This window comes from Piscinibacter defluvii (assembly GCF_004011805.1).
GTDB lineage: Bacteria > Pseudomonadota > Gammaproteobacteria > Burkholderiales > Burkholderiaceae_C > Piscinibacter > Piscinibacter defluvii.
In genome coordinates, this window is sequence record NZ_RCHJ01000031.1 from 18,029 (window position 1) to 35,196 (window position 17,168).

The 17,168-nt window shown below is 65.0% G+C and carries 10 protein-coding genes; 8 read left to right on the forward strand and 2 right to left on the reverse strand.

The window, feature by feature from the left end; all coding sequences use genetic code 11:
* Positions 1-2: 2 nt before the first annotated feature.
* The 8 genes from D9C15_RS30345 to D9C15_RS30380 all read left to right on the forward strand — a co-directional run bounded on the left by D9C15_RS30345 (position 3) and on the right by D9C15_RS30380 (position 13,103).
* Positions 3-2,969, forward strand: a complete 2,967-nt coding sequence (locus D9C15_RS30345; protein WP_128003238.1) for a Tn3 family transposase — start codon at positions 3-5, stop codon at positions 2,967-2,969.
* An 82-nt stretch (positions 2,970-3,051) separates the two neighbouring features.
* Positions 3,052-6,153, forward strand: coding sequence for a BPTD_3080 family restriction endonuclease (locus D9C15_RS30350; RefSeq protein ID WP_128003239.1), 3,102 nt, complete (start codon positions 3,052-3,054; stop codon positions 6,151-6,153).
* Positions 6,154-6,163: 10 nt separating this feature from the next.
* Entirely contained in the window at positions 6,164-9,013 is a 2,850-nt protein-coding gene (locus D9C15_RS30355) for a site-specific DNA-methyltransferase (protein WP_128003240.1), read from the forward strand.
* Between the two features lie 15 nt (positions 9,014-9,028).
* Positions 9,029-9,592: a hypothetical protein gene (locus tag D9C15_RS30360; RefSeq protein ID WP_128003241.1), complete on the forward strand. Its 564-nt coding sequence runs from the start codon at positions 9,029-9,031 to the stop codon at positions 9,590-9,592.
* Positions 9,593-9,601: 9 nt separating this feature from the next.
* A complete protein-coding gene (locus D9C15_RS30365; protein WP_128003242.1) occupies positions 9,602-10,489 on the forward strand; it encodes an HNH endonuclease signature motif containing protein in 888 nt (295 codons plus the stop codon).
* A 27-nt stretch (positions 10,490-10,516) separates the two neighbouring features.
* Complete coding sequence (locus D9C15_RS30370; protein ID WP_128003243.1) at positions 10,517-11,413, forward strand: OST-HTH/LOTUS domain-containing protein; 897 nt, start codon at positions 10,517-10,519, stop codon at positions 11,411-11,413.
* Between the two features lie 138 nt (positions 11,414-11,551).
* Complete coding sequence (locus D9C15_RS30375; RefSeq protein WP_128003244.1) at positions 11,552-12,016, forward strand: hypothetical protein; 465 nt, start codon at positions 11,552-11,554, stop codon at positions 12,014-12,016.
* Between the two features lies 1 nt (position 12,017).
* The gene (locus D9C15_RS30380; protein ID WP_128003245.1) at positions 12,018-13,103 is read left to right on the forward strand and encodes a polymer-forming cytoskeletal protein; all 1,086 of its coding nucleotides are present in this window, start codon (positions 12,018-12,020) and stop codon (positions 13,101-13,103) included.
* Between the two features lie 87 nt (positions 13,104-13,190).
* Here the strand turns inward: D9C15_RS30380 and D9C15_RS30385 are convergent, their stop codons facing one another.
* Both D9C15_RS30385 and D9C15_RS33580 read right to left on the reverse strand, forming a co-directional pair.
* On the reverse strand, positions 13,191-15,386 hold the full coding sequence (locus D9C15_RS30385; RefSeq protein ID WP_128003246.1) for an ankyrin repeat domain-containing protein: 2,196 nt from the start codon (positions 15,384-15,386) through the stop codon (positions 13,191-13,193).
* Positions 15,387-15,635: 249 nt separating this feature from the next.
* Positions 15,636-15,812 carry a hypothetical protein gene (locus D9C15_RS33580; protein WP_164886925.1) on the reverse strand — a complete coding sequence of 59 codons (177 nt, stop codon included), beginning with the start codon at positions 15,810-15,812 and terminating at the stop codon, positions 15,636-15,638.
* Positions 15,813-17,168 lie beyond the last annotated feature (1,356 nt).

Sequence of the window (17,168 nt, forward strand, 5' to 3'; positions counted from 1 at the left end):
CTATGCCACGTCGCTCGATCCTGTCCGCCGCCGAGCGGGAAAGCCTGCTGGCCTTGCCGGAGACCAAGGAGGAGTTGATCCGTCACTACACGTTCAGCGACACCGACCTGTCCATCGTCCGGCAGCGGCGCGGCCCGGCCAACCGCCTGGGCTTCGCCGTGCAGCTTTGCTACCTGCGCTTTCCCGGCGTCATCCTGGGCGTTGATGAGCCACCGTTTCCGCCCTTGCTGAAATTGGTCGCAGACCAGCTCAAGGTCAGCATCGAAAGCTGGGACGAGTACGGGCAGCGTGAGCAGACCCGACGCGAGCACCTGGTCGAGCTGCAAACGGTGTTCGGCTTCCAGCCGTTCACGATGGGCCACTACCGGCAGGCCGTCCAGTTGCTGACCGAGCTGGCCATGCAAACCGACAAGGGCATTGTGCTGGCCAGCGCCTTGATCGAGCACCTGCGGCGGCAGTCGGTCATTGTGCCCGCCCTCAACGTCGTCGAGCGGGCGAGCGCCGAGGCGATTACCCGCGCCAACCGGCGCATCTACGACGCCTTGGCCGAGCCGCTGTCGGACGTGCATCGCCGTCGCCTCGACGATCTGCTCAAGCGTCGGGACAACGGCAAGACGACCTGGCTGGTCTGGCTGCGCCAGTCGCCTATCAAACCGAATTCGCGGCACATGCTCGAACACATCGAACGCCTCAAGGCGTGGCGGGCACTCGATCTGCCTTCCGGCATCGAGCGGTCAGTGCACCAGAACCGCCTGCTCAAGATCGCCCGCGAGGGCGGCCAGATGACGCCTGCCGATCTGGCCAAGTTCGAGGCGCAGCGCCGCTACGCAACCCTGGTGGCGCTCGCCATCGAGGGTATGGCCACCGTCACCGACGAAATCATCGACCTGCACGACCGCATCCTGGGCAAGCTGTTCAACGCCGCCAAGAACAAGCATCAGCAGCAGTTCCAGGCGTCCGGCAAGGCGATTAACGCCAAGGTGCGGCTGTTCGGACGCATCGGCCAGGCGTTGATCGAGGCCAAGCAGGCGGGCCTCGATCCGTTCGCCGCCATCGAGGCCGTCATGTCCTGGGATGCCTTCGCCGAGAGCGTCACCGAGGCGCAGAAGCTCGCGCAGCCCGAGGACTTCGATTTCCTGCACCGCATCGGCGAGAGCTACGCCACGCTGCGCCGCTACGCACCAGAACTCCTCGCCGTACTCAAGCTGCGAGCCGCGCCCGCCGCCAAGGACATACTCGACGCCATTGAGGTGCTGCGCGGCATGAACAGTGACAACGCCCGCAAGGTGCCCGCCAACGCGCCGACCGACTTCATCAAGCCGCGCTGGCAGAAGCTGGTGATGACCGACGCCGATATCGACCGGCGCTACTACGAACTGTGTGCGCTGTCGGAGATGAAGAACGCGCTACGCTCCGGCGACATCTGGGTGCAAGGCTCGCGCCAGTTCAAGGACTTCGAGGACTATCTGGTGCCGCCCGCGAAATTCGCCAGCCTCAAACTGGCCAGCGAATTGCCGCTGGCCGTGGCCACCGACTGCGACCAGTACCTGCATGAGCGGCTGACGCTGCTGGAAACGCAGCTCGCCACCGTCAACCGCATGGCGACGGCCAACGAGCTGCCGGACGCCATCATCACCGAGTCGGGCCTGAAGATCACGCCGCTCGATGCGGCGGTGCCCGACACCGCGCAGGCCCTGATCGACCAGACGGCGATGATCCTGCCGCACGTCAAGATCACCGAACTGCTGCTGGAGGTGGACGAATGGACGGGCTTCACCCGGCACTTCGCGCACCTGAAATCAGGCGACCTGGCCAAGGACAAGAACCTGCTGCTGACCACGATCCTGGCCGACGCCATCAACCTGGGCCTGACCAAGATGGCCGAGTCCTGCCCCGGCACGACCTATGCCAAGCTGGCCTGGCTGCAAGCCTGGCACATCCGCGACGAAACGTATTCAACGGCGCTGGCCGAACTGGTCAATGCCCAATTCCGCCATCCTTTCGCTGAACACTGGGGCGACGGCACCACGTCATCGTCGGACGGCCAGAACTTCCGCACCGGCAGCAAGGCCGAGAGCACCGGCCACATCAACCCGAAATACGGTAGCAGCCCTGGGCGGACGTTCTACACCCACATCTCCGACCAGTACGCGCCGTTCCACACCAAGGTCGTGAACGTTGGCGTGCGCGATTCGACCTATGTGCTAGACGGCTTGCTATACCACGAATCCGACCTGCGCATCGAGGAGCATTACACCGACACGGCGGGCTTCACCGATCACGTCTTCGCGCTGATGCACCTCTTGGGCTTCCGTTTCGCGCCGCGCATCCGCGACCTGGGCGATACCAAGCTCTACATCCCGAAGGGCGATGCCGCCTATGACGCGCTGAAGCTGATGATCGGCGGCACGCTCAACATCAAGCACGTCCGCGCCCATTGGGACGAAATCCTGCGGCTGGCCACGTCGATCAAGCAGGGCACGGTGACGGCCTCGCTGATGCTCAGGAAGCTCGGCAGCTACCCACGCCAGAACGGCCTGGCCGTCGCTCTGCGTGAGCTGGGGCGCATCGAGCGCACGCTCTTCATCCTGGACTGGCTGCAAAGCGTCGAGCTGCGCCGCCGCGTGCATGCCGGGCTGAACAAGGGCGAGGCGCGCAACGCGCTGGCCCGCGCCGTGTTCTTCAACCGCCTGGGTGAAATCCGCGACCGCAGTTTCGAGCAACAACGATACCGTGCTTCCGGCCTCAACCTGGTGACGGCGGCCATCGTGCTGTGGAACACGGTCTATCTGGAGCGGGCCGCGAATGCCCTGCGCGGCCACGGCCAGGCCGTCGATGACGCCCTGTTGCAGTACCTGTCGCCGCTGGGCTGGGAGCACATCAACCTGACCGGCGATTACCTCTGGCGCAGCAGCGCCAAGATCGGCGCGGGCAAGTTCAGACCGCTACGGCCCTTGCAACCGGCTTAGCGTGCTTTATTTTCCGTTTTCTGAGACGACCCCGATCCGAAACCAGGCGTCCTCGGGGCGACCGGTCGACACAGGGAGGCTCATGTCACAGGACCCGCCGCTGACATTCTTCGAACATCCGATCCTCAATTCGCCGTATGCCTACCCCGGCCGGCACTGGGAGCTGGATGCGGACGGTCAGCCCACCAACAAGCTGATCGAGTCGCGCCGTCGGTCGGACCTGATCACGCCCGTCCCGAAGGCAAAGAAGCGCAAGGCACCGAAGGGTCCGGTGGCTCAGGTGGAACTGGACCTGGCGGCCGACGACGAGGGCCTCAGCACTGCCGAGCAGAAGTACGACCCCACGCCGATCATCAACGAGCTGCGCGGTTACGTGGACACCTGGCGCGCACTGCCCAACCCGTCGCAGTGGCAGGTCACGCCCGAGACGGCCCGCCTGCTGCAGCACTGGCGGCAGCATCCCTTCCAGAACCAGCGGCCGTTCTTCTGCCAGATCGAGGCGGTCGAGACCGCCATCTGGCTGACCGAAGTCGCGCCGAAGTTGGGCGCGGCCGGCAAGAAGTTCCGGGACCACCTGGCGGGCGCGAATGCGATGTCCAACCCGGACCTGTTCCGCATCGCGCTGAAGCTGGCCACGGGTGCCGGCAAGACCACCGTCATGGCCATGCTCATCGCCTGGCAGACCATCAACGCGGTACGCCATCCGGGAAGCAAGCAGTTCACCCGCGGCTTCCTGATCGTCGCGCCGGGACTGACCATCAAGGATCGTCTCCGCGTGCTGCTGCCGCAGGACCCGGACAACTACTACGTCACCCGCGAGATCGTGCCTGGTGACATGTTGGGCGACATCAAGCGCGCCGTCATCGTTGTCACCAACTACCACGCCTTCAAGCTGCGCGAGACGCTGGAGGTGACCCCTGCGGGCAAGGCCCTGCTGCAGGGGCGCGGGACGCCGCTGCAGACCCTTGAAACCGAAGGCGAGATGATCCGTCGGGTCATGAAGCCGCTAATGAGCATCAGGAACGTGCTCGTTATCAACGACGAGGCGCACCACTGCTACCGCGCCAAGCCGAAGGAGGCCGAGGCCGACATCGACGACCTGAAGGGCGACGAGAAGGACGAGGCGAAGAAGAACAACGAGGCGGCCCGCCTGTGGATCAGCGGCATCGAGGCCGTGAAGCGCAAGCTGGGCGTACCAGTCGTCTTCGACCTCTCGGCCACGCCGTTCTTCCTGCGCGGCTCCGGCTACGCCGAAGGCACGCTGTTCCCGTGGACCATGTGCGACTTCTCGCTGATGGACGCCATCGAGTGCGGCATCGTCAAGCTGCCGCGCGTGCCGGTGTCGGACAACATCACCGGCGCCGACGCGCCGAAGTTCCGCAACCTGTGGGACCACATCGGCAAGCGAATGCCCAAGAAGGGCGTGCGCACCGCCGGCAAGCTGGACCCGCTGGCCCTGCCGACCGAGCTGTACACCGCGCTCGAAGCGCTGTACGGCCACTACGCCAAGATCTTCGACAGCTGGCAGGCGCAGGGCATCGAGGTGCCGCCCGTGTTCATCGTGGTGTGCAACAACACGGCCACTTCGAAGCTCGTCTACGACTACATCTCCGGCTTCGAGCGCGCGGTCGAGCACACCGGCCCGAATGGCGAGAAGACCGAGACCCGCACGCTGGAGAACGGCCGTTTCAAACTCTTCCGCAACTACGACGAGCACGGCCAGAAGCTCGCCCGCCCGCGCACCCTGCTGATCGACAGCGAGCAGCTGGAGTCCGGCGAGGCCCTCGACCCAGGCTTCCGCGACATCGAGGCCGACACCATCGAGCGCTTCCGCCGCGAGATCATGGAACGCACCGGCGACCGCGCCGCCGCAGACAAGCTCACCGATGCCGACCTGCTGCGCGAGGTGATGAACACCGTCGGCAAGCCCGGCAAGCTGGGCGAAGGCATCCGCTGCGTGGTGAGCGTCTCCATGCTCACCGAAGGCTGGGACGCCAACACCGTGACGCACGTGCTCGGCGTTCGTGCCTTCGGCACGCAGCTGCTGTGCGAGCAGGTGGTGGGCCGCGCGCTGCGCCGCCAGAGCTACGCGCTGAACGCCGACGACAAGTTTGACGTGGAGTACGCCGACGTGCTGGGCATTCCGTTCGACTTCGCGGCCAAGCCGGTGGTCGTGCCGCCCAAGCCGCCGGTGAAGACCACCCGCGTGCACGCCATCAGCCCCGAACGCGACGCGCTGGAGATCCGCTTCCCGCGCGTCGACGGCTACCGCGTCGAGCTGCCGGCCGAGCGCCTGAAAGCCACCTTCAGCGCGAACTCGGGCCTCACCCTGACGCCCGACCTGGTGGGCCCGTCCACCACCCAGAACCTGGGCATCGTGGGCGAAGGCGTCAACCTGACGGTGCAGCACCTGGAAGACACGCGCGACAACACGATCGCCTTCCACCTGGCCAAGCACCTGCTGTACCGCAAGTACCGCGACCCGGGCCAGGACCCGAAGCTGCACCTCTTCGGCCAGCTCAAGGGCATCGCCCAGGAATGGGTGCGCGACCACCTGAAGTGCGCCGGCGGCACCTGGAAGGCCCAGGTGATGCATCAGGAGATCACCGACATGGCCTGCGAGCGCATCCATGCCGCCATCAGCGCCACGCTGGCCGGATCGAACGCCGTGCGCGTGGTGCTCGACCCGTACAACCCCACCGGCAGCACCCGGCACGTGAACTTCACGACCGCGAAGCAGAGCCTGTGGCAGACGAACGGGCCGCCGCCGAAGAGCCACGTGAACTGGGTCGTCTACGACAGCGACTGGGAAGCCGAGTTCTGCCGCGTGGCCGAGCAGCACCCGCGCGTGCGGGCCTACGCAAAAAACCACAGCCTGGGCTTCGAGATGCCCTACCGCCTGGGCGGCACGCAGCGGCACTACCGGCCGGACTTCATCGTGCGCATCGACGACGGTCACGACGACCCGCTGAACCTGGTTGTCGAGATCAAGGGCTTCCGCGGCGAAGACGCAGTGGTCAAGGCCGAGACGATGGCCACCCAGTGGGTGCCGGGCGTGAACGCCCTGGGCGCCTACGGCCGCTGGGCGTTCGCCGAGTTCCGCTCGGCGCATGACCTGGAAGCCGACTTCGACAAACTGATCCAGGGCCTCGTGACGACGAGCACCGCGCCCGTGACTGCCTGACGGACCCGACATGGCCACCAAGAAATCCGGAACCACTTTCGTCGGCGTCGATGCGCTGAAGCATGCCGACGACAAGCGTAAGAACATCCCGACGGCCGAGTACCAGAGCCTCATGGCCGACGAGGCGCGCAAACCAGTGCAGGTGACCTATCCGCGCACCACGTCGAACGCCGATCACCTGAAGACCGAGAAGGAAACGCGCAATCACGACCTGGACCCGCAGCTCGTCTGGCGCGGCAAGGATGCGCAGGACTGGAACGACCTCGTCGTCAACGCGCCGCCGCTCTATATCCAGGAGAAGGTGCACCCCAAGGTGCTGATCGACGACCTGCTGCGCCAGAGCCGCGAGCGGCGCGAGGCGGCGGAGGCTGCGGCCAGCGGCACGCCCGACATGTTCGGCGACTTCAACGGCATCCCGGCCGGCGCCGACAAGACCGACTTCTACGCCCACGACCAGAACTGGACCAACCGCATGATCTTGGGCGACAGCCTGCAGGTGATGGCGAGTCTGGCCGAGCGTGAGGGGCTGCGAGGCAAGGTGCAGTGTGTCTACTTTGACCCGCCCTATGGGATCAAGTTCAACTCGAACTTCCAGTGGAGCACGACCAGCCGCGACGTGAAGGATGGGAATCGCGATCACATCAGCCGGGAGCCGGAGCAGGTCAAGGCGTTTCGCGACACGTGGCGCGATGGCATCAACTCCTATCTGACTTACCTGCGCGACCGCCTGACGATTGCTCGTGACTTGCTCACTGAGAGCGGTTCCGTGTTCGTTCAAATCGGTGACGGGAACGTGCATCGTGTTCGCGTTCTGCTGGATGAAGTCTTCGGCGAGAAGAACTTCATCTCGGAGATCATCGTCAAGAAGACCGCCGGTCAGGACCAAGAATCACTCAACAACGTCGCCGACTTCGTGCTCTGGTATGCGCGCGATGCCGTGCAGCTGAAGTTTCGGAAGCTCTTCTCTCCTCGCCCGCGAGATGCAGAGTCTTTGGGGCCATACGGCCGATACGAGACCCCAGAGGGTGAACGGCGCGCACTGCGGCCGGAAGAGCGGATGAATATCGGCGTCTTGCCCGGCAGGGTCTTCCGGTGGGACAACGTGTCCTCCAGTGGATATGGCGGCAACACAGTCTTCCCCTTCACGTTCCGCGGCGTCGAGTTCCTCCCAAGCACGAACCGGCACTGGAGCACCCACGCGGTGGGTATGCAGCGCCTTGTCGCAGCCAATCGAATTGAAGGATCTGGAAGCCTCAGCTACATCCGCTTTTTCGACGACTACCCCTACCAGCCCTTGAACAGCATGTGGACGGACACGTCTGTCGGCGGCTTCACCGATTCGAAGGTCTATGTCGTTCAGACTGTCTCCAAGGTTATCGAACGATGCATGCTCATGGCCACAGATCCGGGCGATCTGGTTCTCGATCCCACCTGCGGCTCAGGAACTACGGCCTATGTGGCAGAGCAATGGGGGCGCCGATGGATCACGCTCGACACCTCGCGCGTCGCCCTCGCTCTCGCTCTCGCCCGCGCCCGCATCATGGGCGCACGCTACCCGTACTACCTGCTCGCCGACAGCCCCGAAGGCCAGTTGAAGGAGGCCGAGATCACGCGCGGCGTGCCGAGCAGCCAGCCCACGCGCGGCAACATCCGACAGGGCTTTGTCTACGAGCGGGTGCCGCACGTCACGCTGAAGAGCATCGCCAACAACGCCGAGATCGACGTGATCTGGGAGACGTGGCAGAAGAAGCTGGAGCCGCTGCGCGAGGCCCTGAACGCCGCCCTCAAGAAGGACTGGCAGGACTGGGAGATCCCGCGCGAGGCGGATGCCAAGTGGAGCGACAAGGCGAAGAAGCTGCACGCCGACTGGTGGGCCGCCCGAATTGAGCGGCAGCGCGAGATCGACGCTTCGATCGCGGCCAAGGCCGAGAGCGAGTACCTGTACGACAAGCCCTACGAGGACAAGAAGCGGGTGCGCGTGGCCGGCCCCTTCACCGTGGACTCGCTCAGCCCGCACCGCACTCTGGCCATGGACATCGACGACGGGCTGATCGATGGCGTGCGTGCGCCGAAGGCCGAGTACGAAGCCAAGGCCGACTTCGCGTCCGTGATGCTGGAGAACCTGAAGGCGGCCGGCGTGCAGCAGGCGCACAAGGCCGACCGCATCACCTTCACGAGCATCGTGGGCTGGGCGGGCGGTGGGTACATCTGCGCCGAAGGTCGCTACATGGAAGGCGACAAGGAGCGGCGCGCAGGCATCTTCATCGGGCCCGAGTTCGGCACGGTGTCCCGGCCAGATCTCGTGAGCGCAGCTCGCGAGGCGGCCGATGCCAACTTCGACGTGCTGATCGCCTGCGCCTTCAACTACGAGGCGCACGCCGCCGAGTTCGAGAAGCTGGGCCGCGTGCCGGTGCTGAAGGCCCGCATGAACCCGGACCTGCACATGGCCGGCGAGCTGAAGAACACCGGCGCCGGCAACCTGTTCGTGGTGTTCGGCGAGCCCGACATCCGCATCGAACCGCAGGCTGACGGCAAGGTGCGCGTGCGCGTCAAGGGCGTGGACGTGTTCCGCCCGCAGACGGGTGAGATCGAGAGCGGCGGCACCGACAGCATCGCGCTGTGGATGATCGACACCGAGTACAACGAAGAGAGCTTCTTCGTCCGCCAGGCCTACTTCCTGGGCGCTTCCGACCCTTACAAGGCGCTGAAGACGACGCTGAAGGCCGAGATCGACGCCGAGGCCTGGGCCACGCTCAACAGCGATGTGTCACGCCCGTTCGAGAAGCCGAAGACCGGGCGCATCGCGGTGAAGGTGATCAATCACCTGGGCGACGAGGTCATGAAGGTGTTCGGCGTTTGATGGGGAGTGCGAGCCATGGACGACCGCAAGTCTGAAGTCATCGGGCCGTACACCCTGGTGGCGCTGCCCCACCAAGGCGGCTTCCACGGGGTCATCTGGCAGGGCGGCAAGAAGACCGAGGCCGTCACCGGCAGCAGCGTCGACGACTGCCTGAACCAGCTTCGCGACCGCGTGGCGGACCTGCTGCAGGCCGAGGCCGCCGCACGCGGGGATTCGTCGCCCACGGTGAGTGCCACCGTCGCGGCCCTGCACCGCGTGGCACCGCGTCTGACCACTGGTCAGATGCAGATGCTGCGGGCCCACTACAACGCGCCTGACCGCTGCATCACGGCAACCCAGCTGGCCGAGGCTGCCGACTACCGCGGCTACCAGGCTGCCAACCTGCAGTACGGCCGCGTCGGGCTGCTGTTGTACGGCGAGCTTCCCGTGGTGCTTCCCCGGCGTGCGAGCGATGGCAAGCTGATCTTCACCTGCGCCCTGGCCGAGGCGACCGACCAGCGGTCGGACGACGAGACCCAGTGGATCTGGCGCATGCGGCCGCACGTTGCCGAGGCGTTGGCAGCCGCGAAGCTGGTCTGAGGGCGCCGCATGTCCAAGGACCAGGCCAGAAGCCCGAAGTCGTACGAGAACGAGGAACTGCTGCTGGCGATGCTGCCGGAGCTGCTGGAGCAGAAGGGCTTTGCCGGCGTGACGACGGTACGCACCGGGGGCATGAAGTTCGTCGACGCCAGAGCGTCGGACGGGTCGAAGGTTCGGTTCTGGCTGAAGCAGGGATGGACCGACTCGCGCAACTACTCGGCCATCCAGTTCGGGCTGTTCAAGGTGCAGGAGCCGGGCAAGCTGCCGGACTCCCACTTCACCGACTATGTGGCCGACCGTGTCGCCAGCGCAAAGGCCAAGGGCGCGACGCACGCGTTGCTGGTGCACATGGTGGACTCGCGCATCACGAACTACGTGGCGCTGACCGTGGACGATGTGGCCGAGGCGTACCGGCAACAGATCGCGCAATGGCGCAAGCGGGCCAGGAACACGAAGACGCCGACGCTGTGGTTCGAGGACGCACGGGGCGGCCCCGATGCCGACTGCGTCACCGCCGTCACGAGCCTGGAGCTGTCGCTTTCGTCCATCTGCGGCCTGAGCGACGACCCCAAGGGCGCACCGGGGTCGAAGAAGATTTCGGCCGAGCTGGAGGTGCGCATGCGGCAGCAGGCGTTCCGGATGCTGGTGGGCAACCGCTGCAAGTGGCGTTGCGTGGTCTCCGGCACGGAGGTGAAGGCCGTGCTGGACGCGGCGCACCTTCCGGGGAAGAACTGGCGGCACGACAACGCGGCCGACGACGGCGTCTTGATCCGAACCGACTTGCACCGGCTTCTGGACCGGGGCCTGGCTGAACTTCGCGACGGCAAGTTCTGGCTGGCCGAGAGCGCGAGGGCCGGCGAGTACGCGCAGTTCCATGACCGGGATCTGGCGGCATGAGGTTGCCGTGAGTACCGGGACTCGTCGATGACCGGTACGCCCGCTCCGGCGGAGCCCCATCGCACGCCCGAGATCGACGAGGTGTTCCGCCGCATCGGCAGAAACCTGCTTCTGTTCCAGCACATCGAGCATCTCCTCAAGCAGCTGATGACCGGCGCCCGGCTCGAAGGCACCCTCCAATCGATGCAGGCGAACTTCGACGAGCGGCGAGCCAAGATTCACAAGCAGACGCTCGGCCAACTGGCCGGGCAGTTCGTCGACGACGTGCTTGCTGACGCGGGCGAGCGGGAGTCGCCAGAGAACGTCGACGAGGCGTGGTTCTCATTCGGCTTCACGATCCAGACGGACAGCGCCTTCGTCGAGCAGCACACAGCCGAGATGAAGGCGGTGGTGGATGCCCGGAACGATCTGATCCACCACTTCCTGCCCCGCTGGTCCCCGGCATCCGAGGACAGCACCCGCGCGGCGCTGGCTTATCTCGACGATCAGCGCGCCCAGGCACTGCCGATGCGAGATCGCCTGCAGAGGTTCGTGAACTCATTTCAGGAGGCGGCAAAGGCCCACGCGGAGTTCATGTCGTCACCCGAGGGTGCGCGAGCGATCGAGCTTCAATGGCTTCGGCACAGCCGTCTCGTGCTGCTGCTCGGGGAAGTGGCCCAGAAGACGCCTCGTGCAGACGGGTGGACCGTTCTGGCTTCTGCCGGGCACATCCTGCGGCGGCAGGAACCACAAGAGCTGGAGCACATGCTCGAACGGTACGGGCACCGAACGCTCAAGAGGCTGCTGCAGGCCACGGAACTGTTCGACATCGAGGAGGAGCCGACGGCCGGCGGCGGAACACGGACGATCTACCGGATCAATCCGCGATTCGAGCTGCACATCCAGCGCCAGGATCCCGGGTCCGACAGTACTGCTTCGCTCTGAAGCAGACGGCCCGGCTGTGGGAGAAGCCGGCGAGGAGCCGTCTGCCGCGAGTGGCGTGCGTCACCCGGACAAAGGCGGTTTGCAGATAGTGGATAAGCCAATGTATTATTGCCTTATCTGTATATCAAAGAGACTTGCATGCAGGAATACGAGCTTCGCGATTTCCTGGGGAAGTTCCTGAGGCACCAGCGGCTCCAGGAGTTCAGCCTCTCCTTCGAACCGTTCACTCGGCGGGGCGCGCGCAGGTCGAAGCGAGGCACCGCAGGGGTTCTGGCCAAGGATCCGGCGTCCGGCACCGTGCTGCCGGGTACCCGCTCGGTCAAGGACCTGTTCGAGAAGCTCCACTCACTGGCCCCCGAGACGCGCGAGTGGTTCGAGAACAAGCAGCACACGCCGCGGCTCTATGACGACGTAGGCGTGCGCATCAACGAGGACGAGCTGCTCCAGGATCTGAGGAACCGGACCGCTGCGCGGCAGGAGGAGGGAGAGAGGCGGGCCCGCAAGGTTCTGCTGAAAGCCATGCAGGCTTGCGATCAGCTCATCGAGCCCGCAGACGTGAACCGTGTCGTCAAGACGATCCTCGCCGAACGCAGCGGGCGGTGAGATGGCCAGGAGCTTCCAGCGAAAGAGCCTCACCTCGCGCCGACACGTCGCGATCGCAGGGAACTTGGCCATCAGTGGCTTTGCAACGGTGGGAGGGAACCTGTCGGTCGAAGGCGATCTCCGCGTCGACGGGCCGTTGATGTGCCTGGGGCGTCTGACCGTGAAGGGTTCGTTGACCGCCCGCGACGTGATCGTCGGTCAGGGTATGCAAGTCCTGGGAGATGTCGCTGCGGATTCGATCGATGCCCGCGTCTGTGGCGATGATGCCGCGGCGCTGGCCGAGATCGCCGAGCGCATCGCCTTCTGGACTCCGGACAGGGCATCCAGTGAGCAGGTCAGCGACGAGGCGCTCGACTGGATGTCCGACAAGAGCACACAGGACGACCTTCTCGATGACTCGCTGCCGTCCGAGACGGCCGTCAAGGTGGGCGGGCGATGCGTGGTGGCGGGCCGCGTGAGCACCGTCGGCTCGGTGGATGTCGGCGACCAGTTCAACCCGGATGACTGCGAGGTGATCGCGGGCAACGTCTACGCGAAGATGGTGCTGACGGAGGGAGATCTCCTTTGCGGAGGTGTGCATGCCGCTCGGTGGGTCAGGGTGGAAGGCGATCTGCGGTGCGCCGTGGTCGAATGCAGTCAGCTCGAGGCCTGGGGCTCGGTCGAAGTGGATGACGCCGTCGTTGCGACCGGGCGAGACACGCGGTGCTCGGAAACGCGCGGCGAAGGCGTTTACCGTTCCCCTGAGATCGACCCCGGGGACGCCCACGAGCGCGATGTGCTCCCGAGCATTCGATGCGCGGAGCTGAAGGCCGGCGCCGTCACTGCGGGCGGATCCATCCTGGTCGACGGTGTGATCGAGAGCCGAGGCTACGTTCGTGCCAACCTCAGCATCACCAGCGGTGGCACCATCACGACGGGCAAGGCCTACGGCATCCTCGCCGGGTTGGACGTGGCCAGGGACAGGTGGCAAGCATCGGGGTACGTGTGTGCCTCGGCGAGGCCGGTGCGCATCCTGACGGGAATGTTTCGCGCCTTGGCCAAGCGACGCCGCGGGGCTGACCCGCGGCCTGTCCGGCTCCCGAAATAGTTGACGGAACCATCGGCAGCAGCGGCGGCCGACGCCGAAGCGTGTCATGCCGCCCGGAGGCCGCTGACAATGCCGGACCCTTTCCGCTCAAGTGCCCATGCGCGCGAGGATTGCCAGCACCCGGTACGAACGGAAGCCGGCTGCAATGTGATGGCAGTTCTTTCCGTCGGCGTCGGGCTTCAGCGGGTCTCCACGGTTGTCCATCATCATCTCGAAGATCGCGGCGAGGTCGGATTCGGCCGCCACCATCAGCGGAGTCCGACCGGGTGTCGGGTATCGATGGCTCCGATTGGGATCAGCGCCGAAGCGCAACAGCAGTGCGATGATCCGCTGCAGCTTCTCCACCGAGTGGCGCGCGACGTGCCTGTCGACCATCGCTTTCACGGATTCGGCGGCGAGTTCCGGTTCCGCATGGACGAGTGAAGCGTCATCGCCGAACGGGCCGGCCCACGCGACGCCGAAGCGGCGGAGCGTCTCTCGTCCAGCTGCATCGAGACCGTGCGCCAACTGCAGCGAGAGCTGCGTCAGCATCCGTTGTGGATGAATGCGTCCGTGGAGCAGGGTGACCGCGTAGTAGAGCGGAGACTGCCGATCGGTGAGGGCCGGGAGGTCCGCGTCCGCACCCATCTCCAGCAGACGCTGAACCACGTCCGGCTGACCGAAATCGATGGCGCTCACCAGGGGCGTGAGCCCCTTCCGGCCAGTGATCGTGTTGAGGGTGGCCGGAGCGTGCGGCACGGCAAGAAGCAGATCGAGCGTCGATCGATCGCCGGTGGCGTGCGCGTACTGGATGCCGCACAGCAGTGCGGATCCACCCGAGCCATCGAGCTCGTCCACCGATGCACCCGCGTCCAGCAGAGCGCTGACATTGGCCGCCATGCCGAACGACGCGAACAGCCGAAGCTGTGGCCAGCGCCTCACGATGCCATTCTCGAACCGGATCGCGCGCACCCGGTTTGGCGCCGAGAGATCGGGCTTCATGCGATCGACCGACTGCGCCGAGATCAGCATGAGTCCGGGAGCAGCGACCGGTGAAAGATCGGCTTCACTCTCGACGAAGCGTCCCTGCGGTGGGAAACGGAGCAGCAACTGCTGGGAGAACTGCTCGATCTCCCAGTCCTCGAGCGCTGCATCCACGTCTGGGCGTACGAACAGGCCGAACGCGATACCGACATGCTTCATCCGCTTCAGGAAGGGCCTCTTGCCGAGGAACGCCGCGATGCACATGGCGTCCTCCGCGACCTCCCTGACCTGGTGTCCAGCGCGATAGCAGGAGAGACGGAACGCTTCCTCGTAATGTGCCAGGGCCTCCTCGTAGAGGCCCGAGAGGGCATGCCAGCGACCCCTCATCCAGGCCGCGTGGTAAGCCGTCCTTCCTTCTGGGTCGAGTTCCCGGGCAAGCTGCTCCAGGACCAGGATCCTGCCCCAGGTGTCCGCGCGCTCGCCAGGATGCTTGGTGGTGGTGCGCCGAAGGTCATGCCAGAGCCTCCGACCCGCGTCTGCCAATTCCGGCCACCGGCGGCCGCTTGTCCGTACCAGTTCCAGCAGACGCTCGCCGGCAGCGCCTGCAGGTACTCCGGCACGGAGGCAGGAATCCAGCCCGGCGCGAACCCGCTCGCCGCCAAGCCGTTCGAAGTGTGCAAGGGCACGAGCTGTCAGCAGCCAGACACCGGCGGCGTCGGCCAATGCCAGGCTTCTCGGCTCGGCGCGCATGGCGTCGAGCAGCAGTTTCAGGCCATGGGCAGACGGAAGATCGACACCGGCTCGCCACTTGCCCATCTTGTCCCGAGTCGACTTCGACTCTCCGACGGTCTCGGGATAGAGCAGCTTGTCGATAGGTTCTCCGACGACATTGTCGAGCCAGTCGAGCGTCGCCGAGACGGGCGAGGTTCCAGTGGTCAAAAGCCGATCCAGGCCCGGGCCACGGCACTGTTCGTTCATCGCCCGCAACAGGCTGGCGGTGACCGGAACGAAGAACCGATCGATCAGAACGGGCAGGGCCTCCTCTCGATCGATGCCGTCGAGTGCGACACCCATCACGAGTCGGCAATAGGCATCGCGGGCCGAATGGAGCCAAGCCTCGAACGTCGGGCGAACGCTCGCGGCCAGCAAGCGGCCGGTTCCGTCGATCAGGAGTCTGCCGATGACGGTGTCCAGGACCGACCAGTCGAAGTCGCCTTCTCGCGCCAGCCGGTCCACATCACGGTCGCTGGTCTTGGAATCGAGGGCGCTGGCCAGTGCTCTCACGCACTCCCCGAGGCGCGGATACGGTGTCGAGGTCATGGCCGGGTTTGCAGAGCGATACGCCGAGCGTCGCACTTGAAGTTGACCCCCGCGCGCCAATCGCTCGGGGAACCGGGTACCGGTAGCGATCGCCCGTTCGGTGCGGTGAGCTTGCCGTGCTTCCTTCCGGGCAAGTATCGCCAGCCCTCGGCAACCAATGCTCTGACCGTCGCCGCGATGATCTTGTCGTTGCTGTATTTCATGGTGTGTCGCCGGCGCGGTGCCGCAGTCTGCGCCGCGCCGACCTCCTTACTTCGAGACCTTGCCCGTTGCGCGGCTGGTGGCCACGGCGCGCTGGGCACGCGCTGCGAAGGAGCCAGTTGCCACGTTGCCGCCGCTCGCTTTCGCGGTGTGCGACTGGATGCGGCCGGCGGCCTGCTGCGTCATGGGGATGGCCTTTGTGCTCGACTTGGTGGTCATGTTCATGCTTCCTTTCGAAGGACGTTGCGCGGATCGACAACGAAGGAAGAGTAGGGCGGTCCGGCAGTGGAGTCCGCTGCGCGGGTGGTCAAGAAAATCCGGATTCTGGCCAGCGTCGGGCTCCATCTCGAGGCACGGAGTCTGGGAGAAAGAAAACCCCCTGCGCCGAAGCGGAGGGGGTTTGGGGTGGGTCGATGCATCAAGCGTGCATTTGCGTCGCATGCGCGACGTTCGACGGTTTGGAGCATGGCTCCTTCAAGGTGAACGCATTCACCAGCCCGGATAGTTCTCCGAGCAGTCACACCTTCTCGATCGACATACTGCAGGTCGACAGACACCTTGCCATCGGTGCGGTGAGCCTTGCAATCAGCTCGGCTGGCGGTAGTTGCACAACATCCATTCAGGATGACGATTCCAGGTTCTCTGCACGTGTGCAGCCAACCGGTCAAAGAACATACCCCGGGGTGCCATCCCAGGAGGTCGATCAGGCGCCAACCTGATCGACCTTGGCCCGCTTTCGCGGGATAACACTCTCACTCACTGGTTTTCAACCAGCGCTCTTTCGCACGGTTTTGGCTTTCGATACTTTCTCGGACCACATCGGTTCAGCCCTCGATTTCGAACTCTACTTGCCAAATCTCCTTGACTTGCGCCTCGATGGTGCCACCCATCTCGATCGGCCGTCAGTCATTCCCACGTTAGTCGCGCGCTACTTCGTTAAGACACGCCGCCGCTCTCTGGATCGAGTCATCGCTACGCTTACCCATTGGTCGGCATTTGCCGGTTTATCTGGTTTTAGTACCGCGAGATTCCAAAGCCGGTTACTTACCCGACCCGATCCTTCTTCGAGCTACCGATTATGTTTCTGTGAAACACAACGGCTTGTCCAAACTCCAGACAGCATCCTCGAGGGACGCCGTTAGACGGTTAAGCTATCACCGACCCTGCATTTCTGCAGGTGCCGCTGCCGGTTCCCCGACCAGGTTCAAACGCACAATATCTATTGTGCTCCCTCACGCTCACACTTCTGCTGCGTGGCTGATACCATTTCTGGATACCCTGAGCCCTCGTCTCTGGTACCCGTCGCCCTGTTGCCACAGGCGCCGGGAGCAGGCCTTGATTCCTGCTTTCGCTACGTGACCGGTCGCCGTCGACATTTCCTTCGACGTGCCGTTTCCGTGTCGCCCAAACTCAATCCGACAAATCGGAACTCGAGTGAGTCGAAGAGGGCATTGCAGCCCCCAGCGCTCAGCGTAACGGACCGAGCTCAACTACGAGCAGTCCGCTTCACCGTGCTGCCCACCGACTGGCGGTCGATGGGCGTGGTGCATCCGCACCAGGCGCTTGAGTGAGAGGGCTTGG

Excerpts from the sequence above, each read along its gene's own strand:
- D9C15_RS30375 (WP_128003244.1), top strand. The coding sequence starts at position 11,552 with ATGCAGGAATACGAGCTTCGCGATTTCCTGGGGAAGTTCCTGAGGCAC.
- D9C15_RS30350 (WP_128003239.1), top strand. The coding sequence starts at position 3,052 with ATGTCACAGGACCCGCCGCTGACATTCTTCGAACATCCGATCCTCAAT.
- D9C15_RS30355 (WP_128003240.1), top strand. The coding sequence starts at position 6,164 with ATGGCCACCAAGAAATCCGGAACCACTTTCGTCGGCGTCGATGCGCTG.
- D9C15_RS30370 (WP_128003243.1), top strand. The coding sequence starts at position 10,517 with ATGACCGGTACGCCCGCTCCGGCGGAGCCCCATCGCACGCCCGAGATC.
- D9C15_RS30345 (WP_128003238.1), top strand. The coding sequence starts at position 3 with ATGCCACGTCGCTCGATCCTGTCCGCCGCCGAGCGGGAAAGCCTGCTG.
- D9C15_RS30385 (WP_128003246.1), bottom strand. The coding sequence starts at position 15,386 with ATGACCTCGACACCGTATCCGCGCCTCGGGGAGTGCGTGAGAGCACTG.
- D9C15_RS30360 (WP_128003241.1), top strand. The coding sequence starts at position 9,029 with ATGGACGACCGCAAGTCTGAAGTCATCGGGCCGTACACCCTGGTGGCG.
- D9C15_RS30365 (WP_128003242.1), top strand. The coding sequence starts at position 9,602 with ATGTCCAAGGACCAGGCCAGAAGCCCGAAGTCGTACGAGAACGAGGAA.
- D9C15_RS30380 (WP_128003245.1), top strand. The coding sequence starts at position 12,018 with ATGGCCAGGAGCTTCCAGCGAAAGAGCCTCACCTCGCGCCGACACGTC.
- D9C15_RS33580 (WP_164886925.1), bottom strand. The coding sequence starts at position 15,812 with ATGAACATGACCACCAAGTCGAGCACAAAGGCCATCCCCATGACGCAG.